This window comes from Ahniella affigens, from assembly GCF_003015185.1.
Classification (GTDB): domain Bacteria; phylum Pseudomonadota; class Gammaproteobacteria; order Xanthomonadales; family Ahniellaceae; genus Ahniella; species Ahniella affigens.
This window is the reverse complement of record NZ_CP027860.1, coordinates 1,848,756-1,871,857: the sequence shown is the minus strand read 5'-3', so window position 1 is coordinate 1,871,857 and position 23,102 is coordinate 1,848,756. Positions and strand designations below refer to the sequence as shown.

At 61.0% G+C, this 23,102-nt stretch carries 15 protein-coding genes, 1 tRNA gene and 1 riboswitch; of the genes, 7 read left to right on the top strand and 9 right to left on the bottom strand.

The features are described from left to right. Nucleotides 1-76: 76 nt before the first annotated feature. The gene (locus tag C7S18_RS07295; RefSeq protein WP_425481096.1) at nt 77-556 is read right to left on the bottom strand and encodes an NUDIX hydrolase; all 480 of its coding nucleotides are present in this window, start codon (nt 554-556) and stop codon (nt 77-79) included. Between the two features lie 288 nt (nt 557-844). Between C7S18_RS07295 and C7S18_RS07290 the strand changes: the two genes are divergently transcribed. Both C7S18_RS07290 and C7S18_RS07285 read left to right on the top strand, forming a co-directional pair. Then, nucleotides 845-2,356: an amino acid permease gene (locus C7S18_RS07290; RefSeq protein WP_106890933.1), complete on the top strand. Its 1,512-nt coding sequence runs from the start codon at nt 845-847 to the stop codon at nt 2,354-2,356. A gap of 146 nt (nt 2,357-2,502) precedes the next feature. Then, nucleotides 2,503-2,579, top strand: a tRNA-Arg gene (locus tag C7S18_RS07285). Nucleotides 2,580-2,611: 32 nt separating this feature from the next. Here the strand turns inward: C7S18_RS07285 and C7S18_RS07280 are convergent. The 5 genes from C7S18_RS07280 to dinB form a co-directional block, all read right to left on the bottom strand. After that, on the bottom strand, nt 2,612-3,295 hold the full coding sequence (locus C7S18_RS07280; RefSeq protein ID WP_106890932.1) for a Fe2+-dependent dioxygenase: 684 nt from the start codon (nt 3,293-3,295) through the stop codon (nt 2,612-2,614). 28 nt (nt 3,296-3,323) lie between these two features. Further along, entirely contained in the window at nt 3,324-4,427 is a 1,104-nt protein-coding gene (locus C7S18_RS07275; RefSeq protein ID WP_206207994.1) for an alpha-hydroxy acid oxidase, read from the bottom strand. After that, nucleotides 4,428-6,755 carry a TonB-dependent receptor gene (locus tag C7S18_RS07270; RefSeq protein ID WP_106890931.1) on the bottom strand — a complete coding sequence of 776 codons (2,328 nt, stop codon included), beginning with the start codon at nt 6,753-6,755 and terminating at the stop codon, nt 4,428-4,430. A gap of 9 nt (nt 6,756-6,764) precedes the next feature. Next, nucleotides 6,765-7,511, bottom strand: coding sequence for an energy transducer TonB (locus C7S18_RS07265; RefSeq protein ID WP_170113159.1), 747 nt, complete (start codon nt 7,509-7,511; stop codon nt 6,765-6,767). Nucleotides 7,512-8,296: 785 nt separating this feature from the next. After that, nucleotides 8,297-9,379, bottom strand: a complete 1,083-nt coding sequence (dinB, locus tag C7S18_RS07260) for a DNA polymerase IV (protein WP_106890929.1) — start codon at nt 9,377-9,379, stop codon at nt 8,297-8,299. A 199-nt stretch (nt 9,380-9,578) separates the two neighbouring features. On the opposite strand from dinB, the gene C7S18_RS07255 reads away from it, so the two are divergent. The 3 genes from C7S18_RS07255 (at nt 9,579) to C7S18_RS07245 (ending at nt 14,749) form a co-directional block, all read left to right on the top strand. Continuing rightward, a complete protein-coding gene (locus C7S18_RS07255) occupies nt 9,579-11,783 on the top strand; it encodes a prolyl oligopeptidase family serine peptidase (RefSeq protein WP_106890928.1) in 2,205 nt (734 codons plus the stop codon). Nucleotides 11,784-11,924: 141 nt separating this feature from the next. Further along, nucleotides 11,925-12,884 (top strand): cysteine synthase A, encoded by a 960-nt coding sequence (gene cysK, locus C7S18_RS07250; RefSeq protein ID WP_106890927.1) that lies wholly within the window; start codon nt 11,925-11,927, stop codon nt 12,882-12,884. Between the two features lie 170 nt (nt 12,885-13,054). Beyond that, nucleotides 13,055-14,749: an O-linked N-acetylglucosamine transferase family protein gene (locus C7S18_RS07245; RefSeq protein ID WP_106890926.1), complete on the top strand. Its 1,695-nt coding sequence runs from the start codon at nt 13,055-13,057 to the stop codon at nt 14,747-14,749. Nucleotides 14,750-14,965: 216 nt separating this feature from the next. On the opposite strand, the gene C7S18_RS07240 is transcribed toward C7S18_RS07245, so the two are convergent. After that, the gene (locus tag C7S18_RS07240; protein ID WP_106890925.1) at nt 14,966-16,999 is read right to left on the bottom strand and encodes an NADPH-dependent 2,4-dienoyl-CoA reductase; all 2,034 of its coding nucleotides are present in this window, start codon (nt 16,997-16,999) and stop codon (nt 14,966-14,968) included. Between the two features lie 169 nt (nt 17,000-17,168). Between C7S18_RS07240 and C7S18_RS07235 the strand changes: the two genes are divergently transcribed. Next, nucleotides 17,169-19,100: a M2 family metallopeptidase gene (locus tag C7S18_RS07235; RefSeq protein WP_106890924.1), complete on the top strand. Its 1,932-nt coding sequence runs from the start codon at nt 17,169-17,171 to the stop codon at nt 19,098-19,100. Nucleotides 19,101-19,344: 244 nt separating this feature from the next. Here C7S18_RS07235 and C7S18_RS07230 read toward each other — a convergent pair whose 3' ends face one another. Then, nucleotides 19,345-19,926: a TMEM165/GDT1 family protein gene (locus C7S18_RS07230; RefSeq protein ID WP_106890923.1), complete on the bottom strand. Its 582-nt coding sequence runs from the start codon at nt 19,924-19,926 to the stop codon at nt 19,345-19,347. A gap of 2 nt (nt 19,927-19,928) precedes the next feature. Further along, nucleotides 19,929-20,098: riboswitch (yybP-ykoY riboswitch) on the bottom strand. Nucleotides 20,099-20,252: 154 nt separating this feature from the next. On the opposite strand from C7S18_RS07230, the gene C7S18_RS07225 reads away from it, so the two are divergent. Continuing rightward, on the top strand, nt 20,253-22,895 hold the full coding sequence (locus C7S18_RS07225) for an Ig-like domain repeat protein (RefSeq protein ID WP_106890922.1): 2,643 nt from the start codon (nt 20,253-20,255) through the stop codon (nt 22,893-22,895). 94 nt (nt 22,896-22,989) lie between these two features. Here C7S18_RS07225 and C7S18_RS07220 read toward each other — a convergent pair whose 3' ends face one another. Beyond that, a complete protein-coding gene (locus C7S18_RS07220; protein WP_425481095.1) occupies nt 22,990-23,073 on the bottom strand; it encodes a DUF2256 domain-containing protein in 84 nt (27 codons plus the stop codon). Nucleotides 23,074-23,102 lie beyond the last annotated feature (29 nt).

Below are 23,102 nucleotides of genomic sequence, written 5' to 3'. Positions count from 1 at the left end.
TTTGGGCCAAAGAACCGCCCAGGCACGGGCGGCTCGCCGCATCTGATTGCCCAGGACTAGTCTGTTCCGCCCCGCCTTAAACCGGGCGTTCCAGACAACGCGCGGCCATACGCATCAATGACGGATCGAATGCCGCATCGGTAGCCACCGCCGTCAACGGCCACCATTTCAGGGCATGTGATTCTTCACTGATGACAAACGCTTCACTCGCCGTCGCCCGGACTAGAAAGCGCACGTCGTAGTGCCAATGTCCAGGCTCACCCTTCCGCTCCGGAATCCAATGACGATCGAGGTCCAGAATGGCCGACTCGACCGTCAGCCCGACCAAGCCCGTCTCCTCCTCCGCCTCCCTGAGCGCCACTGCGCGCAGATCGCCATCGCCGTCAGCATGACCGCCGGGTTGGAGCCAACGATCGAGCTTGCGATGATGGGTCAGCAGCGTTCGCTGACTGTCGGCACTCAGCACCAGCGCCGAGCCGGTGAAGTGCCCAGGGGCGTGATGGCGCTCGCAGCAATCAGCACTGGAAGCGGCGAAATCCAAGAACAGCTGCACGATCTCTGGCGACAATCCCGGCACATGTTGGTTGTCAAAAAGCAAGGCCCGGACCTTTTCCTGGGCCGATTCAAACACTGGTATCACGGATTTCCCTTGCCCGATGTGGAGTTCGTGCGTATCTTAGCCCACGTTGTGGCCGTGCCCGGAACCCGATTGCCCGTCTGGGCCGCGAGGGTTTCGTTAGCAAGCCGACACAAATTCATGCCAGCCGACGCTCAACGCAGACGAGGGAGCTGCCGGGCGTGGCCATGGTTCCGACGATCAGTCACCAGAACACGGAGTAACCGGATGCTATTTGACCGTATCAAACCACTGGACCAGATTTTGGCCACAGCCGAGAAGAAAGGCCTGAAGCGGCAGTTGGGGGCTTTTGACCTGACCATGCTCGGCGTCGGCGCCATCATCGGTACCGGCATCTTCGTGTTGACCGCCGTGGCCGCCAACAAGGCGGGTCCGGGCATGATGTACTCGTTCATCATTGCCGGTATCGTTTGCGCGTTGACGGCGCTGATCTATTCCGAAATCGCCTCGATGGTGCCGGTCGCCGGCTCCGCCTATACCTACTCCTACGCCGTATTGGGCGAAGTGATTGCCTGGATGGTCGGTTGGGCGCTGATTTTGGAATACGCCATTGCCGCGGGTGCGGTTGCCGTAGGCTGGTCGGGCTACGCCAATGGCGCGCTCGCCCACTATGGCCTGTCGTTGCCTGATTTTCTGACCGCAGGCCCGTTCTACACCGAGCACACCGATGCCGGTACGGTCGTTCGGATGGTGGACGGCGTGACGCACAAAGGTGGCTTCAATCTGATTGCCTTCCTGCTATCGCTGCTGGTGACGTGGCTGCTGGTCATTGGTACCTCGAAGAGTGCAAAAGTCACGGCCGCTCTGGTGGTGATCAAGATCATCGCGCTGACGGTCTTCGTGGCGTTGGCGCTGCCGGCTGTGCAGTCTGAGAACTTTACCCCGATGCTGCCAAACGGCTGGGGCACACCGTTGTCCGGCGTGGGCGTGCTGGGTGCCGCGGCGTCGATCTTCTTTGCGTACGTGGGCTTTGATGCGGTGTCGACGGCCGCTGAAGAAACCAAGAATCCGAATCGCAACATCCCGATCGGCCTCATTGGCTCGCTTGGCGTCTGCACGGTCTTCTACTTGATTGTTGCGTACGCCGTTATCGGTGCTGCCGGTGCGCAGCCAGGTGGCGAGCTGTCGCAGTCCAAGGAACCGCTGGCGTTCGTGCTCCGGAGCCTGGATTATCCACGCGTGGGTGATTGGGTCGCTGGCGCGGCCATCGTCGCGCTGCCGTCGGTGGTGCTAATGATGATCTACGGCCAAACGCGCATTCTGTTCACGATGGCCCGCGATGGCCTGATGCCGAAATCGTTCACCGCCGTGCACAGCAAGTACTCGACCCCGCACGTGGTGACGATCATCACTGGTATCGCCGTGGCGCTGTTTGCGGCCGTGTTCCCGGTCGATATCCTGGCTGACATCTCGAATGCCGGCACCCTGTTTGCGTTCTTCGCCGTTGCGATTGGCGTGATGGTCCTGCGGGTGACGCAGCCGAGTCGCCCGCGCCCGTTCCGCACGCCCTTCATTTGGGTCGTCGGTCCGGCGGCAGTGGCTGGCTGCGCACTCCTGTTCTTCAGCCTGGGCTGGAACCCGACGATCAAGTTCTTCGTGATCTGGGCAGTCATCGGCATCATCGTCTACTTCGCGTATGCCCGTGCGCGCAGCAATCTCGCTGATGGTCCGGGCCCAGGTGGTGGCACACCGGGTGGCGATCCGACCCCGCCGAAGTAACGCCGCGCCCACTCGGGCTCGCACCGAAGCGCCGCGACCAACCGTCGCGGCGTTTTTGTTTGCGTCTCTGGCGTTCTGATCGTGGCGGCGACATCAGAACAAGCAAACATGAGCGTTTTGGTTCCAGCCTGCTAGACTATCCGCACGCGTCCGTAGCTCAGCTGGATAGAGCACCAGGCTTCGAACCTGGGGGTCGGGGGTTCGAGTCCCTCCGGGCGCGCCAGTTGTCTCGCCTCATCACTCAAATCGTGTGGGTCAGGGCCGCGCCCAGCGCCGCAGCAGGTTGTGATAGACGCCCGTCAGAGTCAGCAGGTCGGCATGCTCGGCTGGCAACGATTGACGGAGCCCCTGAATGCTGCGATCCAGGTCATACAGCATCCCGCGGGCAGCATCGTCTTGCACCAGACTTTGAATCCAGAAGAACGAACTGATCCGTGCGCCCGTCGTCACGGGCCGCACGCGATGCAAACTGGATGACGGATACAACACCATGGCCCCGGCCGCGAGCTTGACCGCCTGCGCGCCGAATGGCGTTTCGATCTCAAGTTCGCCACCGTCGTATTCGTCTGGTTCGGTCAAGAATAAAGTTGCCGACAAGTCGCTGCGCAGGGTCTGCAAGCTGTCCGGCAACACCATCACGGCGCTGTCCACATGCAATCCAAATTGGCCGCCCAATTCGTAGCGATTGAAACGCGGCGGATAAATCCGCTCCGGCAAGGCCGCCGACAGAAACCCTGGATGCTGACCGAGTCGACTGAGAATCTGCCGGCCCAATGCCGCCGCAACAGGGTGGTCGGGTTCCAATTGTTGATTGCTCTTCACCGACTTGGCGAGGCTTCCGGCACTCAGCCTGCCATCCTGCCAATCCGCCGCCTGCAGCGCGTCGCGATACTGACGCGCCGTCGCCGCATCCAAGACCTCATCAAGCACCATCAACATACATTGCTCCGTGGCAGCGTCAGCGCATTCAAGGATTCGCCAATAAATCGTCGCAAACAATATCAGACACACGAAAGCGCCCTGCCAACGCCATGCAGGTGCTGAGCTCGTCATGGAGGAGTCGCAATAGATGCGCCACGCCGAGTGCCCCGGCGACGGCCAATGCATGGGCTTGTGGGCGACCGAGCAATACCGCATTGGCGCCCAGCGCAAGCGCCTTGAACACATCGCAACCCGTCCGCACGCCGCCGTCCATGAGCACTAGGGCAGCGGGACCAACCTGCCGTCGAATCGCAGGCAGGACCGTCAGACTTGCTGGCGCTGATGGCAAGGCGCGTCCGCCGTGATTCGATACCACCAAGCCATCGCAACCCAACGCGATCAGCAGCGCCGCATCATCGGGATGCATCACGCCTTTGGCGAGCAACGGGCGCTTCGTTCGCGCGCGGAGCCAAGCCACGTCCTCGGCATCCGGCGCATCGGCCATCGCACCCTGAAAGATCACCGAGTCCCCTGGCTGCAAGCTGCGTGGTGGTAGTGCCGGCAAGTCGCGCAAATTGGGACACGCAAACGGCAGCGCCGAAGCCCCCGCCACCTGCGCGCGCGGCGACGCAGGTTGAATCGGTGTGTCGAGCGTCAGCACGATGGCGGTGCAGCCGGCTGCCTCGGCGCGATGAAGCAACGCGAGCGTCCGTTCCCGGTTACCCTGCCAATACAGCTGAAACCAACTGCTGTTGCCGACCTGGTTCGCAATGTCGGAGATCGGCAGACTGCTGTTGCTGCTCGCAATCAACTGTGTGCCGGCTGCCGCAGCGGCTCTTGCCACGGCGACTTCTCCGTCAACATGAAAGCGCGCCATTTGCCCAATGGGCGCGAGCAGAATCGGCATTGCCAACTGCTGGCCCAAAAGCCGAACCCGCGTACTGCCCTGCCCGCTTCGCCGCAATACCCGCGGCACAATCGACCAGGATTCGAAAGCCCGTCGGTTCGCGATGAGGCTCGCCTCATCACCACTTCCCCCTTCAAGCCATGCCCACACAGCGGGCGGCAGCCGGACGTTGGCATGCCGCTCGTAGTCGGCCGCGCTGAGCAGATCAGGCGGCAACAGCTGGCTCGACGGTTGGTCGGTCAATCAGAACTCTGCGCTGAACGTGAGGGTCACATTGCGGGCATCGCCGATGTAGGTGAACGCGCCGCTGCGATAGGCCGCCAAATAATAGTCCTTGTCGAACACGTTGCCTACATTCAGCCGCAGCTTGTATTGCTCGGAGAACGCATAGTTCGCGAACGCGTCGAACTTGGTGTAGGACGGCACTCGGTAACTGTAGGCTCCGGTCGTGGCGTCGAACGTGGCTGCCGTATCCGGCTGGCCGGCGTACATCTCGCCCTGGTAACTGGCACCACCACCGAATGAGAACTGGTCGTTGAACTGGTACTTGATCTGCAGGTTCGCGCTTTTCTCGGCGAAGTTGGCCAGGGTCTTGCCGATTTGGTTGGCGACGAACGCTTCGAGCACTTCAGAATCCATCACGCTGGCCGAGAACTGACCGGACAGGCGCTCAGTGAAGTTGCCCACCGCCCCGAACTCGACGCCGCGCACCCGATTCTTGCCGGTGTTCAACGTGCCGAGCGTGTCGTAGGCACTGCCGACGCTCTCCATCACGTCGTCCTTCGTGATCTGGAAGACCGCTGCGGTCAGCAACAGCTTCTCGTCGAACACATTCCACTTCGTCCCGAGTTCGATGTTTTCGACGCGCTCCGGCTTGCTTAGCACGACCTGATCGGGCGTGCCGCACAGACCACCGTAGCCGCAGCTCCCGCCCACGTCGGACTCGCCGCCATTGATGTCACTCGCGGTCGCCACGCTGACATAAACGTTGCCATAGTCATTCAAGTCGAACACCAGACCGGCGTTGCCGTTCCACAGCGAGTCCGAATAGGCATACACCGTCTCGACGCCAGCGTTGTTGCGAAGCGTATTCTGGTAGTCGAAATCATCCCACCGCACGCCGACCGTCAGATGCAACCGATCGGTCAGATCGACCACGTCGAGTGCGTAGAGCGACACCGTCTCGATGCCGTAGTCCGCATCATACGCGCCGCGGACAATGCTCCGCTGCAGCAAGTGCTCGAGGTCTGGCACCGCATTGCCATCCGGGCCGAGCATGCAATAGTTCAACGTGCCAGCGCCGTTGCCCGTACGGCAGTTGCGATCGCCGTTGTTCGTGACGGTGTAGTTGCCGTTCAGCACATCATGCTCGGCGTACTCGGCACCGAAGACCAGTTTGTGGGTCATGCTGCCCCACTCCGCATCGTGAAACGCGTTGAACTGATCAACCCAGTAGTCGACTTCCTGCCAGCCTTGATGCGTACTCAGCGTAACGGTCGGCGCGAGCGGCGCCGCCGTATCGCCCGCTGCACGCGAGGTGCCACGGGCGCCCGTCAACACGTAGCCATTATCCGTGCGGCCATAGCGCAGCGCGTTTTCAAAACGCCAGCCGGCTGCGGTGTCGACGTTTACGCGCAGCGTGCCGATGTCCACGCTCGATTCGAGGAAATCCTCGGCCTGCTGGTAAACCGGTAAATCCGCAACCGGGCGACCGCCGCCCGGAACAATATAGGTACCGAGATCGGCCGCGCCGGCCGCATTCAATCCGTAATAGTCGGCAAGGATCTGGACCCGATCACTCGGGGCAATGTGCAGCGACAGTGCCGCGCCATCGCGTTCGCGCTCGGCCGGACCACGATCCGGCACTTCCTCATACGCGTGCAGCAAATTGGCGCGCAGCGCGAGTTTGTCGCCGATTGGCTGATTGGTATCGACGGTCACGCGGCGATAGTCGTCGGTACCGACGCCTGCCTCAATCTTGGTGAAGTCGTACTCCGGACTCGCCTGCTTGGTCACGCTATTGATCGTGCCGCCCGACGAACCGCGGCCGGCGTAGGTCGAATTCGGACCTTTCGCGATTTCGACCTGGTCCACCGCGAAACTCTCGCGAATGGTCATGCCAGGATCACGCAGGCCATCGATAAATACGTCGCTGCGCGCTTCCTGACCGCGGATCACATAGCGATCGCCGAACGCGTTGCCGTTCTCGCCCGTGCCGATCGTGATGCCCGGTTGCGCCGATACGATATCGCGCAGATCCGATACCCCTGCGTCCTTGATCTCGGTCTGCGTGATCACCTGCACGGTAGCAGGAGTCTTGGCAAGCTCGGTGCGACGACGCTTGTCACCCGACGTCTTGGCTTTATAGGGCGCGTCCTTTTCGGCGTTCGGGTTGCTGTCGATCGCACGGTCTTCCACACGCAGCGTGTCGAGTTCGACCACTTCCTCTTCGGCCAACACCGCACCGCTCAGCAGCGCAGAGGAGATGCCCAGGGCCAGTCCCGGCAGGGTCAGGGCAGATTGCGGGCGCAACGAGGCCGGACGGCGCTCGGCCGACTTGATCTTCGACATGGGAAACCTCTAATCGGTTTGTAAGGAAAAATCGATAGGCAGACTGACCGTCATCTTTTGACGATCCAGTCCTTTGGGGAATGCGGGCATAGGCGCGGCGCGCCTCAACACGTCCAGCGCCGCTTGATCCAACACACTGAAGCCGGCGCTACGTTGCACGGAGGCGGCGAGCAAGTGGCCTTCGCGGTCGAGCGAAAAGCGAACCTGCACGATACCCTCGGCCTTTTCCTTGCGCGCTTCGGTCGGATAGACGCGATGCTTGGCGAGCCAGGCCATCAACTCGCGCAAGTACTTGCTCTGCGCGCGCTTGCCGCTCGCCGTCAGCGGTGCTTCGACCGGCTCAGGTGTTGCCGGAGGCGCGCTGGCAACGGGCGTACTGACCAATTCCGGCATCTGCGGTTCCGGCGCGGGCGCCGGCATGGGCGTATCGGTTACGGCAACCGTCGCGGGCGGCTCCGGCGTCGCTGGTTTCGGCGCGACGAGCGGCTCCTGTTGCGCCATTGGCTCAATGGGTTTCGGCAGCGGTTTCGCAGGCTGCGGAGGAACGACTTTCTGCACCACTGGCGGGAGCTTCGACACCGGCTTCGGGTCCGATAGCGTCAGAAACTCCACGATCAGCGCGTCGCGCTCAGCGACGGCCACAGGTGTCGGGGCATGCACAAGCGACGCATGCGCCAACAACATGCCGGCGCCAAGGTGTACAAACAAACTGAGCGCGATGGCGAGAATCCGCCACCAGCGCAAGCGGGCCCACATCGACCCAAAGTCGTCGGCGGAAACACTGGGACGTGGTGCAAAATGCGACGCCTGCGACCATGTCTCGATTGCCTGCGCCATTGCCTCAACCGACCGCGACGAATGATCTGCAGCCGACGTATCCCCCGCGGGTGATGCGGGGTGAGGCGGTGTGACCAAGGTCGTGGCAGACAGCAAAGCGTTCACAGTTCGATGATGTTCCGGAATCTAAATGCGATTTAATCGTATTTAGATTTAGAATGCAAGCGCCTTTTGAACGTGAACCCCACCAGCCAGCTGTAATTAGGGAACGCGCGTTGCTTGGTTCAGGCAATCGGTGGTGCGCTTTGGAAGCCGATCGCAAACAGCCCCCTTCCCTGCTCCCCCGCGGTCGCGGGGCAGGGAGCCTGCTCCCTCTCTCATCAAGCACACGATAACCCGTTGATTGATGTACTCAGTACACCTACGACTGATGCCCATCCTGATGGCAAGTAACCCCCTCCCCGACCCTCCCCCGCGCTCACGGGGGAGGGAGCCGACTCCCTCTCCCACGCGAGTGGGAGCGGGCTGGGGAGAGGGCTACTTGCCGCACCGCACCGTCGTGAAAATCGCGACCCTTCGCTGACAGTTTGATGCGCGAATAAGCGCAACAAAGGAGCGGCTGGACTCCCCTGCGGGTGCGGGAGGGCTCAGTTGATGCATACCTGCAACACCGCTGGATCATCACAATCTCATCGGGAAAAACCTGGTTTTGGGAATAGCCGCCGCGATCAGGCATTCAAGCAATCAAGCAGCCAGGGGGCCAATCAACCCTTGAATAACTCGCCTTGCACTTCAAGCTCTTGTCGATCCTGGAAATGGCCGAGACCAACCCCGGCCAAGCGATACCGTGTCCGCTCCGGCAACTCGACACGCGCTTTCAGTGACAACGCCACGGCCGCCAGCTCTTCGGCAGACGTCGGCAGCACCGCCGGCGTCACCGATCGGGTCAGGATTCGAAACTCACGCGTCTTCAGCTTCAGGATGATCGTCCGCGCCACCCGCTCGGTTTCGTGGCATGCCTGAGTCCAGACTTTCTCGGCCAGACGCTCGATCGTTTCGTCAATCGCGTCGAGCGGCACGTCTTCGGCAAACGTGTCCTCGGCCGAAATCTGCTGGGTCGGTCGGTCGACACAGACCGGATGTTCATCGATCCCTTGAGCCAGCAAAAACAGCCGGTGGCCATAGTTGCCAAAACGCTCGACCAAATCGGCCTCCTGCGCCCGTGCAAGGTCACCTACGGTTACCAAGCCAGCCTCGTGAAGTTTGGTCTCGGTGACTTTACCAACGCCCGGCAGCCGACCAACCGGCAGCGGCTCCAAGAACGCTCGAATCTGGTGCGGCTTCAAAACGAATTGTCCATCCGGCTTCTTCCAGTCAGACGCGATCTTGGCCAGAAACTTGTTTGGTGCCACGCCTGCTGACGCCGTCAGGTTCAGTTCTTCGCGAATCGCCGTACGGATCATCGCCGCCACTTCCGTAGCAGTGGCTAATCCCTGTTTGTTCTGGGTCACATCCAGGTACGCCTCATCCAACGACAAAGGCTCAATCAGGTCCGTATGGCGCGCAAAAATCTCCCGGGTCTGCCTCGAAACCGCGCGATACCGCGAAAAGTCCGGCGGCACAAAGATCGCTTGCGGGCACAATCGTTCTGCCCGAATTGCGGGCATCGCCGAGCGGACGCCAAACTTGCGGGCTTCGTAGCTCGCCGCACACACCACCGAGCGCGCGCCGCGCCAGGCTACGACGACCGGTTTGCCGCGCAATTCGGGCGCATCGCGCTGCTCCACAGACGCATAGAACGCGTCCATGTCCACATGCACGATTTTCCGAGGGCTCGGCGCTGACATTCGCGTATTTTAGCCAGCCGGCCGGCCATCCCGGCAGATTGAGGCGCCTGATGTGTCCCTCCTGCTGACGGCGGATGTCAGGAGCACCGCCAGAAAACGTTCACCAACCGGACAAATGCTTCTGGCCCATTCGTCAGTCGCCAAAACTGCCCGGCATCAGCTATGGTCGCCCGCTAATCCTGAATCGTTGGAGTCCATCATGCGTCTACACGCCGCCATTTTGCTTGCCCTGCTCCTGCCACTGAGTGCCTGTGAAGCACCTGCTCCGGGTGCTGACCCCACCGCCGCTTCCGGCAGTGAGGCGACCTCAAAATGGGGCTATCCGGCAGCCAAGACGGTCGCGCAGGTGGACGAGTATTTCGGCGTGAAGGTGCAAGACCCGTATCGCTGGATGGAGAATCTGGATGACCCAGATCTCGCAACCTGGGTGGCCGCCGAAAACAAACTCGTGCAGTCCTACCTGGAGGATGCGCCAAGTCGTGCGTTCATCAAGAAGCGCCTGAGCGCCCTCTGGAACTTCGAGCGATTCGGCCTGCCCGAAGTAGCGGCCGGCCGCTACTTCTATACCCAGAACACCGGCCTCCAGAATCAGTCGCCGATCTTTGTTCAGGACGGCTTGGATGGCACGCCGCGCTTGCTGCTGGACCCCAATGAGTTGTCGGCGGACGGTACGATTGCGTTGTCTGAATCCGCGCCGAGTCCGAATGGCAAGCTGTTTGGCTATTCCACGTCAGATGGTGGTTCCGACTGGCGCGCGATCCGCGTGCGGGATGTCGAAACCGGCAAAGACCTGGATGATGTGATCAAGTGGGCCAAGTTCACCAACATCACGTGGGCGAAAGACAACAGCGGCTTCTACTATGCCGGCTATGACAAGCCCGAGGGCGAGGACGAACTCAAAGCGGTCAACCGGTTTCAAAAACTGTGGTTTCACAAACTCGGTGCCGCGCAACAAGACGATCAATTGATTTTCGAGCGCAAGGACCAACCGGAGTGGGGCTTCTCGGCAACCGTCAGCGATGATGGCCGTCTGCTGGTCATCAGCGGGTCGCAAGGCACCGACGAGCGGAACCGGCTCTGGGTCAAAGACCTGAGCCAAGCGGACGCACCGATCGAAACTGTGTTCGAAAATCTGGACGCCACCTGGGACTTCGTCGGCAATCAAGGTCGCACTATCTTTCTACGGACCGACGACCAGGCGAGTCAATACCGCCTTATCGCGCTGGATCTCGATCAGCCAGCGCGCGACAAGTGGCGCGAATTGATTCCGTCCGGCGGCGGCGGCGTGGGCACACTTCAGGAAGTGTCGCACCTCAATAACCAGTTCATTGCGTCGTATCTGGTCGATGCGCGCAGCGCCGTAACGGTCTATGACGAACAAGGCAAGAAGGTGCGTGACATTGATCTGCCCGGCCTTGGCGCCACCAACGGATTCCGCGGCAGTGTGACGGATACCGAAGCGTTCTTCAGCTACGCAAGCTTTGCGGTACCCGACACGATGTACCGATATGACGCCACCACCGGCCAAGTCAGCGCGTTCAAGACCCCCAAGGTCGATTTTGACCCGGGCAAGTACGAGACGATTCAGGTCAAGGCTGCCAGCGCCAAGGACGGTACGCCGGTGCCGTTGTTCATCACGATGAAGAAAGGCCTCGCGCTCGATGGCACTAACCCAACCATTCTGTACGGCTACGGTGGTTTCAATATCCCGAATACACCGCGGTTCTCGCCGGCCAACATTGCGTGGATGGAGATGGGCGGCATCTACGCAAGCGCCAACCTGCGCGGCGGTGGCGAATATGGTCCGGCCTGGCACGAACAAGGCACCAAGACCCAAAAGCAAAACGTGTTTGATGACGCGGCTGGCGCCGCCAAATTCCTGATCGAACAACAGTACACGAGCGCCGACAAGCTCGCGCTCAGCGGGCGCTCCAATGGCGGCCTGCTGGCTGCGGCAACCGTGCTCAAATATCCGGATCTGTTCCGGGCGTCCTTACCGGCCGTCGGCGTGCTCGACATGCTCCGCTTCCGTGACTTCACGATTGGCTGGGCATGGGAGTCCGACTACGGCACCGTCAAGAACGAAGAAGAGTTCAAGGCGCTGTATGCCTATTCGCCGTTGCACAACATCAAGCCGAATACCCGCTATCCGGCCCTGCTCGTCACCACCGCCGATCGTGACGATCGCGTCTTCCCGGCCCACAGCCTGAAGTTCACCGCAGCGATGCAGGCTGCCAATCCGAACGCCGAACTGCCAACCCTGATCCGCGTCGAAACGCGTGCCGGCCACGGCGCGGGCAAGCCGACGGTCAAGCAGATCGAGGAAACGGCCGACATCTTTGCGTTCCTGAGCAAAGAGCTCGGGATGACCAATCTCGACGAGGATACCGACGACACGGAATGAGCTCGCCCCCGCGCGCTCATGCCTGAATATGCATATGGCCGGGTCTTATGACGACCGACCCGGTTTGAGCCCACAATAGCGGTACCCAGGCACTACCGGTGCGGCCACCGATGTGCCGACCCACTTTTGAAGGCAGCAACCATGATCTACGACAATATTCTCGGCACCATCGGCAAGACCCCGGTCATTCGCATCAACCGATTGGCCCCGGCTAACACCCAGTTCTACGTGAAAGTCGAGGCCTTCAATCCGATGAGTTCGGTAAAGGATCGCCTCGCACTTGGCATTATTGAAGATGCCGAAGCCAAAGGCCTGCTGAAGCCCGGCCAGACCGTGGTGGAAGCCACGTCCGGCAATACTGGAATAGCGCTGGCCATGGTCTGCGCGGCCAAGGGCTATCCGTTTGTGTCGTTCATGGTCGAAACGTTTTCGATCGAACGCCGCAAACTCATGCGCGCTTTGGGCGCGAAGGTCATTTTGACGCCAGCATCGGAACGTGCGACAGGGATGGTCAAGCGCGCCGAGGAATTCGCCGACAAGCACGGCGCCTTTCTCGCCAAGCAGTTTGAGAACCCGGCGAACCCGGCTTATCACCGAAGCACCACTGCCGCCGAGATTCTTCAGGACTTTGCCGGTCGCCGTCTGGACTACTTTGTCACCGGCTACGGCACCGGCGGCACGCTGACCGGCGTGGGTCAGGTGCTGAAAGTGGCGCGTCCGCAAACCAAGATCGTGGTCACTGAGCCGGTCAACGCCGCGCTGCTGGCCGGCAAGGAATGGTCCCCACACAAGATTCAAGGCTGGACGCCAAACTTCATCCCGCCAGTGCTGGATCGGACGGTGATCGATCAGAATGTGCCCGTCAGCGATGATGAGGCACGCGATTACGCCCGTGCGCTCGCGACTCAGGAAGGCATTTTCTGCGGTCTGTCCGCCGGAGCGACGTTTGCAGCTGCCATCAAGCACGCAAAGGATCACGCGCAGGAAGGCGATGTGTATCTGATCATGTTGCCCGACACGGGTGAACGGTATCTCACGACCTTTCTGTTTGAAGGCGTCAACGAAGGCTCTGACGACGAGTGGCTTGCCAGTCTGGGTTAATCGTAACGACCATCGTGTGACTTTCGGGTCTTCTCTACACAAATCAAGAACGCCCCGCCTGGGGCGTTTTTTCGTTTTGGCCACAATCCCCATCTCTGGGTGCAAAGCCCAACTGGCAGGCATTTCCAGGCCAGCCTGCTAGACTTCCGCTTTTCTCCGAGCGGAACAGTATGGATTTGATGCAGGCATTCGAGCACGCGGCCCTGAACGTGGCCCGTTGGGAGCTCGATCAGGCCGAACAACGCCTGCGCCAAATCGTTGCCGAAGCGCCGCACGCAGCCCCCCGAGCCCATGCCGAATTGGCAATCGCCCTGTCGCTGCAAGGCCGCGGCCCGGATGCGCTAGCCGAGATCGAGAAGGCCGTGGCGCTGGCACCTCATGACGCCACAATTTTGCAGAATCAGCTCATTCTGGAAAAATTGCGCGAGCCCGAAGCCCCTGCGCGGTTTCTGGATTTGCACCGTGCCTTTGGTGCGCGCTTTACGCCCGCTGGCGGCTGTCTGGCCGAGGCGCGCGCCATCGATCCAAACAAGAAGCTGAAGACCGCTTATCTTGGCGTCGATGCGCACACAGCCCTGAAGCGGTTCATGCCGATTCTGGCAGAACACCATGATCGTTCACGGTTTGATCTGGTGTTCTGCCATGGCCTCGCCGACCTGCCTGCACTCGAAGCCGCACGCGCGCGCTGGCCGCATGTTCATCATGTCGCAACGCGCGACATTTCGGCCCGCCACTATGCGCGCGCCTTGGCACATCTTGGTATCGATATTGCCGTTGATCTGTCCGGACACGGCCTCGGCGGCACGTTGCAAGCCCTCGCTTATCGACCTGCGCTGCTCCAAGTGACCTGGCTCGATTACGTGGCGGGCACCGGTGTCCCGGCTATCGACTTCCGCGTTGCCGATGCCGTGACCGATCCCGACGACAACCGGAGCACGGAGCCCGTGCTGCGCCTGCCGTTTGCGCAATGGTGCGCCGTACCGCCGCCCGAGCCGGCAGACCAACCCCAGGCGGACGATCAGCGCCCACCGACGCTTGGCTTGATCAATGTCACGGTCAAGCTCTCGGCGCGATTGCTGAATTGGGCCGCGCGCATACTCGAACGCGTCCCGGAGGCGCGGCTGCTGGTGCTCGGCCTGACGGGTCAACAAGCCCGCGCACACGCCTTGTCGCTGCTACCCGAGGCATTGCATGCGCGAATCGATCTGTTCGATCGCGTCGACGAAGCGACGTATCACGAGTTGGTTGCCACCGTCGACTTGTGCCTCGACCCGCCCGTATTCAGTGGCGCTACGTCAACGCTCGATGCGTTGGCCGCAGGAATTCCGGTGCTGAGCTGCCCTGGCCATCTGCCACATACACGCTCTTCGGCCAGCATCCTCGAAACCCTGAATCTGCAACCTTGGATTGCGGCGACCGACGACGCGCTGATCGATCAGGCGGTGCAGATGCTGGAGCACGTCGAACTGATGCGCGGCCGCCGGCATTCCTTGCGCGAACAAGTACTTGCGTCGTCGTTGCATCAGGGGCCAACATTCGTTGCAGCACTGGAGCAGCTGTTGGCCGAGGCCTGGTCGAGCAAGGCACAACACCACCAGGCGCGGTCGGCTGCACAATGGGTGCAAGCGGTGAACGCTGCAATTCAAGCGCAGAGCCCACAACAGGCCATCTATGCTTTGGAAGGGCTGACGCTGTATCAAGCACCCGACGGTTTGCTCCGTCGGCTGGCGATCGCCTACAACCAGCTCGGCGTGCAATGGCTGAAACACGGCGCGCGATTCGAAGCGGCACGGCACTTCGAAATGGCGCTGGAAATAGATCCGCAACAGGCGGATGCCGCGCACAACTTGCAACAGTGTCGCTGAGCGAGCAGACCCTCTCGTAAGCAGACGCTAGCCCTGGTTCTTGCAGCGCCAGCAGTCTGCACGTGTGACCATGCTGATGGCAAGCAGCCCTCACAGCAGCCCGCTCCCACTCGCGTGAGAGAGAGAGCGCGCACCCGAGGTTTTGACGCGATTCGGCCGGCACACGCCTTTGCAAGCAAGAGCGCCTGACCCAATGCTGATCGCTTTGTCCGTAGCTTACAGCGCCGCTGCCAGCCGCGTGCCCTGATCGATCGCGCGCTTCGCATCCAACTCCGACGCCACGTCGCATCCGCCGATTTTGTGCACCGGTAATCCGGCCGCGACACACGCATCGTACAAGCCGCGATTCGGCTCCTGGCCCGCGCAGAGGATAACGTGATCGACTTCCAGCGTCTTCGGTTGACCGTCAATCGTGACATGCAAGCCCTGGTCATCGATGCGGTGATATTCGGCGCCACCAATCATCTGTACTTGCTTCATCTTCAGCGTTGCCCGATGCACCCAGCCCGAGGTCTTGTTCAACCGCTTGCCCGGCGCACCAGGTGTGCGTTGGATGAGATAAACCTGACGAGCCGGCGCCTCCGGATGGGGCCGCACGCCGTCGACACCGCCACGCGCGGTGAGCGTTTGATCAACGCCCCATTCCTTGAGCCACTGCGTGGGATCGAGCGATGGCGATTCGCCTTGATGCACGAGAAACTCCGCCACATCAAAGCCAATGCCGCCAGCACCGATAATGGCGACCCGCTTGCCTACCGGTTTTTGGTGCAGCAGCACATCGAGATAACTGTAGACATTCGACCGGTCGGCGCCATCAATCTTCGGCGTGCGCGGCGTGATGCCGGTCGCCACGATCACTTGCGCAAAGCCCTGGCCTTTCAACGCATCCACATCGACGCGCTGGCCTAGCGTGACGTGCACGCCCGTGGTCTCAAGCTTGCGCTTGAAGTAGCGAATCGTCTCGTGGAATTCTTCCTTGCCGGGAATGATCTTGGCCATATTGAACTGTCCGCCAATCTCCGGAGCTGCATCAAACAAGTGCACCTCGTGCCCGCGCTCGGCCAGAGTCGTAGCCGCCGCGAGACCAGCCGGGCCGGCACCAATGACCGCCATCTTCTGCTTGTTGCCGGTCGGCTTGATCACGAGTTCGGTTTCGTGGCATGCCCGTGGATTGACCAGGCAGCTCGCCCGCCGGTTCTCGAACACATGATCGAGACAGGCCTGGTTGCACGCAATGCAGGTGTTGATCTCGTCGACCCGGCCCGACTCGGCCTTCCGGACCCAGGCCGAATCGGCCAGCAGCGGCCGCGCCATGGACACCATGTCGGCCTCACCGCGCGCCAGAATCTGCTCGGCGACGGCCGGCATGTTGATGCGATTCGTCGTGATCAAGGGAATCTTGACCGACGCTTTCATCTTCGCCGTCACAAACGTAAACGCGCCGCGCGGCACCGACGTGACGATGGTCGGTATCCGCGCCTCGTGCCAGCCAATGCCCGTGTTGATCAGGGTGGCACCGGCGGCTTCGATCTTCTGCGCGAGCGTCACGATTTCGTCCCAGCTCTGCGCATTGTCGACCAAATCCAGCATCGACAGGCGATAGATGATGATGAAATCCTTGCCGACCTTCTCGCGCATGCGACGCACGATTTCGACCGGAAAACGCATGCGGTTTTCGGCGCTGCCACCCCATTCATCGGTGCGCTGGTTTGTTCGTGCGCAGAGGAACTGGTTGATCAGGTAGCCTTCCGAGCCCATGACCTCGACGCCGTCATACCCCGCATCCCGGGCGTAGGCTGCTGCACGCACGAACGCCTTAATCTGCGCTTCCACGCCACCAGCACTTAAGGCACGCGGCGTGAACTTGGAAATCGGCGCTTTGATTTTTGACGGCGCCACCGAAAACGGGTGGTAGCCATAGCGGCCAGCGTGCAGGATCTGCATACAGATCTTGCCGCCGTGCTGATGCACCGCCCGGGTGACCTTCTTGTGCCGAGACACTTCCCAAGGCCAGCTCAGCTTGCCGCCAAACGGCGCGAGCCAACCCACCAGATTCGGCGCGATGCCGCCGGTCACGATCAGGCCCACGCCCCCTTCGGCCCGTTCGCCAAAATACGCCGCCAACTTGTCGTAGTCGCCGGCACGATCTTCCAGGCCGGTGTGCATGGAGCCCATCAGCACCCGATTGCGCAGGGTGGTGAACCCAAGATCCAAGGGTTTGAGCAGATTCGGAAACTGGGCGTGAGTCATGGGGGCTCCGGCGGCAAAAGGCGTTTGTGTCATAGCCGCCTGGAGCTTGCAAGCCGGACCAAGCCCAGTGACCGCGCCGATTGCGCCCGGATCCCGTGCCACGGCTTGCGTGCTGCACTGCACATATCTACCCTCAACCCTCTTTTGTATCGACGTTCCGGAGACTGATATGTTGAAACGCGCCCTCCTTGCCAGCGCGCTGCTGGCTGCCCTGACTGGCTGCGGCACTTCGCTGAAGCCAAAGCCCACCTCGGCCGACGCCGATGAGTTCGTCAGCGAATTGAACGCGAAGATCAAGAAGGATTATCCGGAGGCTGCCGCCGCACAATGGCTGTCGGTAACCCATATTTCGGACGATACGCAATTGCTGGCTGCCAAGATCAACGAACGTTCGCTCGGTGACCTGAAGAAAGCCATTGAAGACTCGGCGCGTTTCGATGCGATCAAGCCCGCGCTGAAGCCTTACACCGAACGCTCGATCAAGCTGTTGAAACTGTCCACGTCGATGCCCGCCCCGAAAGATCCGGCCAAGCTGTCGCGCCTGACCGAACTCGCCACCAAACTCGAAGGCGCATACGGCGCCGGCAAATATTGCCGCGATGGTGAAACGGGCGATCAATGCCGCGACTTGGGTCAGCTCTCGGAAGTGCTGGCGGCAGGTGGCGATTACGATGCGCAACTCGATGCCTGGACTGGTTGGCACAACGTGGCGCGCGGCATGCGCGCGGATTATCAGGAATTCTCCGGCCTTGTGAATGAAGGCGCGAAGGAACTGGGTTACGCCGACGCGGGCGAGATGTGGCGGGCAGGCTACGACATGAGCGCGGCCGAGTTTGAAGTCGAGGCGGACCGCCTGTGGGGCCAGGTCAAGCCCTTGTACGAACAGCTGCATTGCTACGTCCGCAAGGAATTGACCGACCAATACGGCGACAAAGGCCACGTCGGCACCATGATTCCGGCCCACCTTACGGGCAACATGTGGGCCCAGCAGTGGGGCAATCTGTATTCGAAAGTGGAGCCGTATCCCGGCGTGTCGAGCCTGGACGTCAGCGCCGCTCTGCAGACACAGCGCGACGCCGAATTTGCGAAAGCCAAGGAGATCGCGCTAGCCAATGCCGCCAAGCAGCAGCGCAAGGAGCTGACGCCGGAGGAGATCGTCGAGGCCGGCCATGCGGCGGACCTCGCGAATGCGAAGTCGATGGCGCATCGCGCGGAGGACTTCTATGTGTCGCTCGGCATGCAGAAACTGCCGGAGAGCTTCTGGAGCAAGGCGCAGTTCATTCAGCCGCGCGACCGCGACGTGGTGTGCCATGCGTCAGCCTGGGATATGAACTACCAGGGCGATGTGCGCATCAAAATGTGCATCACACCGACGGAGGAAGAGCTCAGCACGATCTATCACGAGCTCGGGCACGTGTATTACTACCTTGCCTACAACAAGTTGCCGCCACTGTTTCAGAGCGGTGCGCACGACGGCTTTCATGAGGCGATTGGTGACACGATCGTGCTGTCGCTGACGCCGAAATATTTGAATAGTGTCGGCCTGGTGGGAACGCCGGTGCAGAGCAAGGAAGCGGTGATCAACGAGCAGATGAAGTTGGCACTCGACAAGATTGCATTCCTGCCGTTCGGCAAGCTGATCGACCAATGGCGCTGGGGCGTGTTCTCTGGCCGCATTACGCCTGAGCACTACAACCAGGCGTGGTGGGATCTGAAGGCGACATATCAGGGCGTGGCGCCAGCCGTGGCCCGAAACGAAGTGGACTTCGATCCAGGCGCCAAATACCACGTGCCCGGCAACACGCCCTATACGCGCTACTTCCTCGCCCACATCCTGCAGTTCCAGTTTCATCGCGCACTATGTCAAGCCGCAGGTCACACCGGCCCACTGCATGAATGCTCGATCTACGGCAACAAGGAAGCTGGCAAGCGCTATTTTGCGATGCTGGAAAAGGGTCAGAGCCAGCCTTGGCAAGCCACGCTGAAAGAACTCACGGGCACGGAGCAGATGGACGCCACCGCGATCATCGACTACTTCGCACCGCTGATGGGCTGGCTCAAGGAGCAGAACAAGGGCCAGTCCTGCGGTTGGGAAAGCTGAGTCAATAGACGGCGCTTCGATCAACAAAGGCCCGGCATCGACCGGGCCTTTTGTTTGGGTAGATTCAAAGGCCAAACAGGCAGCGCGGGATGGGCGCCAGCATGCGACCGGTGAGCATGCCGCGAACTTGAAACCCGCCCCGGATCAGGTCCGGGGCGACGAATCGCTAGGATGTTCGTCATGGCAAGACTCTGGCTTCACGGTACCGGTACGTCGCAACAGCCCACCGATTGCCCATACGCTGCTAAGCGCCCAACAACTTGCCACCCCAGCCGATCAGGGTGGCCGCACCAAGCAGCGCGAAGATGATCGCGGCGACCACATGCACGGCGCGGATCGGGATGCGGTCGGCCAATTTGTCGCCAACAAACACCGCCGGCACATCGGCAATCAACATACCGAGCGTCGTGCCGATCACAACGAGTACTGGTGTCGCATAGTGCGCGGCCATCGCAACGGTCGCCACTTGGGTCTTGTCACCCATTTCGGCCAGGAAGAACGTCACGAGCGTCGCGCCGAACACACCGAAGTGCTTCGCCACCGCGCTTTCCTCCTCCTCGATCTTGTCGGGGATCAGCGTCCAGATCGCCATTCCAATGAACGACAACCCGAGCACCCATCGCAGCACTTCCGGGCTCAACGTGGCCGTGATCCAAGCGCCGAGCGCACCCGCGAGCCCGTGATTCAGAATCGTGGCAACCAGAATGCCAAGAATGATCGGCACTGGCTTCTTGAACCGCGCCGATAGCAAGAAGGCCAACAGTTGCGTCTTGTCGCCCATTTCCGCCAGGGCAACCACACCAGTCGAAACGAATAAGGATTCCATCAAAACTCCCTGGCCGGACAGACGACAATGACCACTGCCCACCCCGGCCAAATCGGAGGTGCAGTGGTCAAAGGTCTTGCCAAGTGGATGCTGCAAACGCCATGGCCTGTGGGCCAAGTATGTTGACGCTTGCCACCGAATACCGGTGCGGCTACTCCCCGATGACCTGTAAAGGGTAGCAGTCTGGGCGGCGCACCGAGAGTGGTGACACCCAATATTGCGATTGTGCCGACGAGGCAAGCCTTTATTGATCCGAGCCTGGTTGGATTGGCGGGTTTTCGCATCTGGCTCCGTATCAGCCGGTAACCCCGATCCTGGAGCTCATTATGAACCGCCTGACCACCCTATTCCTCACGCTTGCCCTCGGCGCAATCCCGACCTTGGCAGTGGCCGCGCAATCGGTTATCACAGGACCGGCTGGCTCGGGCAAGTTCGGCAAGGATGTCGTGGTGTTGCCAAACGGCAACTTCGTGGTGCTTGACCCCGAATTCGACCTGAATGCTGGCGCAATCGATGTCGGCGCCGTCTATCTTTATCGAGCAGACGGCGTACTGATCAGCACGCTGCGCGGCAGTGCGACGAACGACCGGGTCGGTAGCGATGGCGTGACCGTGCTCGCGAACGGCAACTACCTCATCCATAGTCCCTTGTGGAACGGCGAGGAAGGTGCATTGAGCTTCGGCCGCGCCACGACGGGCGTCTCGGGCATTGTGTCGATCAGCAATTCGATGATCTCGGCGTTCGACATCCAGTTCGGCTCGAAGGCCTCGGTCACTGTCCTGCCCAATGGCAACTTTCTGGTGCGAAGCGATTCCTGGCTGGACTTAAGTCTTGACAACCCACGACGGATTGGCGCTATCCGGTTTGTAAATGGTCAATCCGGGGGTATCGGCACGATGGACGAGTCCAACGCTCTTGTCGCCACTGCCGTCGACATTGGCAATGTCAATGCCGTCTCCATGACCACCAAGATCTACGTCCTCACGGATGGTAATTATGTGATGACAAGTGAGGGAGCCTCGGTCAACGGCGCCGTGATTTGGGGTGACGCGCAGACGGGCCGAACGGGCCGCCTCAGTGACGCAACTTGGGGCGCGTTCGCCTTAGTCGGCTCAAAGGATGGTGACGGCCTATTTATGAACGTATTGCCCCTGGCCAACGGGGCCTATGCGGTTGAGTTTCCCTACATGGATGTCGGCCCCACGATGGACGTCGGCGCCGTTGCCTTCGTCAACACCCCGAGTCAACGGATCGGCGTCGTAACGTCAGCTAATGCCCTGTTCGGCAATACCACGAGCGACCAGGTTGGAAAGGTCACGGAACTCGGCAACGGCCACTGCGTGGTGAACTCCCCGTTGTGGGACGACGGCGCAACACCCAATGTTGGCGCCGTCACGCACGCACCGAACTGTGCGATCTCCGGCTTCGTCACGGCCGCCAACTCCCTCATCGGCGGTCGCAGTAACGACCGCATCGGCTTGAAGAATGTGACTCCGGACAACCCGTCGCACATCGTCGTGTTGAGCGACGGCGATTACGCAGTCATGAGCCGCTACTTCAACCGCGGGTCGGTTGCTGGAGCGGGTGCGGTAACGATCGTTTCGGGCACGACCGGCATGACCGGCGTCGTCAGCGAAGCCAACTCGGTGGTCGGATCGCGGCTGAATGACGAAGTCGGCATCGACGGCACTGCCCTGACGAACGGCAATCTCGTCATTGCCGCGCCAAGCTGGGACAGCCCGACACTCGCAAATGTGGGCGCCGTTGCCTGGATCTCGGGCACCCCAATGACTGCTTTTGAGCTGTCGTCGAGCAATGCGCTGGTCGGCGACCAGGTAGATGACTTCGTTGGCTCTCACGGGGTAACCGCGCTCAGCAACGGCAACTACGTCGTCAAATCGAACAGCTGGCATGGGCAACGGGCTGCGTTCACTTGGGGCGCGGGGAACACCGGCGTTCGTGGTGTGCTGACCGCTACGAATTCCTGGATCTCGCCGAACGACGAGCCATCGAACAGCACGCGCGTCGTGACGCTTCCCAACGGAAACTACTTGGCGATCAACGCCGGCTACGCTGACTACAGCGGCATCATCGGTTTCGGTAACGGTGGCGCCGGATTAACCGGGATGCAGGCGCCTAGCGCATTTACCCTCGTCGGCGGGCCGTCAGATGGTTTGGGTATTGCCGGGGGCGCCAACGAACCCGTCCAAGTCCTCGGCAACGGCGACTTTGTAGTCGGTTGGAATGGCTACGATGGCATCGCCTCGAATGGTGGTGCAGTGCTCTATGGTCATTCAATGTGGGACGCTGGCTTCAACCTGCCCGTGACTGGGGCCAACAGCCTGCGCGGCGCACAGGCCCAGGATGCATTGGGCCTCAACGTCTATCCGCAGGCCAACGGCAACTACATCGTGCAATCTCGCTTCTACGACAATTTCGCCAGTGCCACCGATGCCGGCATCGTCATGCTCGCCCGCGGCGACGGCAGCACAGTCGGAACGCCAACCTCAAGCAATAGCGTCATTGGTATCCAAGTTAATGGCGGCGACACTCAAAACTTTGACTATGACAACACGCGCAACCAGCTGATCGTTGGTGAACCGGCCTCCAACCGGGTCGTGCGATACCAACCGGGCACTGCGACCACGACGCAGATCTTCCAGGTAGACCCTGCCACCTCCGCCGTCGGCAGTGCCACGACCATCACGGCGCTCGTTACCTCCAACGCCGCGCCAGCGCTCGGGACCGTTCGTATTTACGCCAGCACCGGCGAATCCTGCACCGACGAAAGCCCAATCGACTGGACCTCTGATACCGCGGCCTTTGCCTGTTCCATCACGTTCCTAACGCCCGGCGCCCGAACGCTGCACGCTGAGTTCACCGGTTCCTGGACCCAAGGCTTTAGTCGCTCTGCGAACGTCAATCACACGGCACAATCCCCGGATATCTTCCGCAACGGGTTCGAGTAGCGCGATGAATGGAAAAGAATCGACTGCCAAGCGCTGGTAGGCGGCCGATTCAGGCCAGAGGTCGGCGAAGTGAGCAAGTTGACGAACGCCAACCTCAAGTCAACCGCGCCCGCCGACACCGCTCCGAGCAATAGCGCACTTGTTCCCAATTCTTCGCCCAAGCCTTTCGCCAAGTCATCGTGCGCCCACACACCGCGCACGGCTTGG

What these genes read in the sequence shown, in the direction of transcription:
- C7S18_RS07290 (WP_106890933.1), top strand. Translation starts at nt 845, where the DNA reads ATGCTATTTGACCGTATCAAACCACTGGACCAGATTTTGGCCACAGCC.
- C7S18_RS07280 (WP_106890932.1), bottom strand. Translation starts at nt 3,295, where the DNA reads ATGTTGATGGTGCTTGATGAGGTCTTGGATGCGGCGACGGCGCGTCAG.
- C7S18_RS07270 (WP_106890931.1), bottom strand. Translation starts at nt 6,755, where the DNA reads ATGTCGAAGATCAAGTCGGCCGAGCGCCGTCCGGCCTCGTTGCGCCCG.
- C7S18_RS07265 (WP_170113159.1), bottom strand. Translation starts at nt 7,511, where the DNA reads ATGTGGGCCCGCTTGCGCTGGTGGCGGATTCTCGCCATCGCGCTCAGT.
- dinB (WP_106890929.1), bottom strand. Translation starts at nt 9,379, where the DNA reads ATGTCAGCGCCGAGCCCTCGGAAAATCGTGCATGTGGACATGGACGCG.
- C7S18_RS07255 (WP_106890928.1), top strand. Translation starts at nt 9,579, where the DNA reads ATGCGTCTACACGCCGCCATTTTGCTTGCCCTGCTCCTGCCACTGAGT.
- cysK (WP_106890927.1), top strand. Translation starts at nt 11,925, where the DNA reads ATGATCTACGACAATATTCTCGGCACCATCGGCAAGACCCCGGTCATT.
- C7S18_RS07245 (WP_106890926.1), top strand. Translation starts at nt 13,055, where the DNA reads ATGGATTTGATGCAGGCATTCGAGCACGCGGCCCTGAACGTGGCCCGT.
- C7S18_RS07240 (WP_106890925.1), bottom strand. Translation starts at nt 16,999, where the DNA reads ATGACTCACGCCCAGTTTCCGAATCTGCTCAAACCCTTGGATCTTGGG.
- C7S18_RS07235 (WP_106890924.1), top strand. Translation starts at nt 17,169, where the DNA reads ATGTTGAAACGCGCCCTCCTTGCCAGCGCGCTGCTGGCTGCCCTGACT.
- C7S18_RS07230 (WP_106890923.1), bottom strand. Translation starts at nt 19,926, where the DNA reads ATGGAATCCTTATTCGTTTCGACTGGTGTGGTTGCCCTGGCGGAAATG.
- C7S18_RS07225 (WP_106890922.1), top strand. Translation starts at nt 20,253, where the DNA reads ATGAACCGCCTGACCACCCTATTCCTCACGCTTGCCCTCGGCGCAATC.
- C7S18_RS07220 (WP_425481095.1), bottom strand. Translation starts at nt 23,073, where the DNA reads ATGACTTGGCGAAAGGCTTGGGCGAAGAATTGGGAACAAGTGCGCTAT.